Annotated in this window: 1 protein-coding gene; it reads right to left on the bottom strand. The window is 59.9% G+C overall.

Going from position 1 to position 703, the window contains the following annotated elements:
- Positions 1–703, bottom strand: a 703-nt coding sequence (locus NZU74_20440; GenBank protein ID MCS6883698.1) for an RAMP superfamily CRISPR-associated protein, incomplete at both ends; no start/stop codon positions are given.

Below are 703 nucleotides of genomic sequence, written 5' to 3'. Positions count from 1 at the left end.
CTGATCATCCAGCACCAGCTGTTCGTCACGCGCTGCCTGAAGCAATGCCGGGATGTTCCCCGCCTGCGTGACAGGCGTGTCGAAATCGGTATACCACTGCTTCGTTGGTTCTGCGATCTCGATTCGCGGTTCAACAACCTCGATGGTTCCCAGACATGCCGGTTTCCCGCCCCCCAGCTTGGGGTACAAGCGAGGATCGCCGAGACCGAGCGCGATCAAGAGCAGACCGAGTTCACCCGGCGTCAGGTTCTCGAAATCCATCCGAAACGTAAACGCGCTCCCAATCGGACACACTTCGAGCGGCAGGTCGCCAGGCGCCAGTTTGCCGTGCATGTAGAACTTGCGCCCCTTCAGGCGGCCTCTCTCGTCCAGATAGATCGGCGCCTCTGGGCGAGGACGGAACAGTTGCGGCGTCCCCAATATTTCCGTTTGCCCGCCAGCGAGGACGGCATCGCTAAAACGCACCTGTCCCTGGTATCCCAGCGCCCCAAAGATGCGCTGGGATACATCCAGGCTCTCTGGTTTATCCGATGCTTTGAGTTCGCGCGGCAGTTGGCGGGTGCGCGTCACGCTCACCGAAGAAGGCGAAATCGCTTCAACGATGCTGCGAATGCACCCTTTGAGCGATGTTCCCGGAATGACCGGCGTGCCACTGACCCGGAAATGCGCCTTAATCAGCGGATAACGCTGGTCACGGGTTTGT

This window comes from Chloroflexaceae bacterium (assembly GCA_025057155.1).
Lineage (GTDB): Bacteria > Chloroflexota > Chloroflexia > Chloroflexales > Chloroflexaceae > JACAEO01.
The sequence above is the reverse complement of the archived record's forward strand: the minus strand, read 5'-3'. Positions and strand labels throughout refer to the sequence as shown.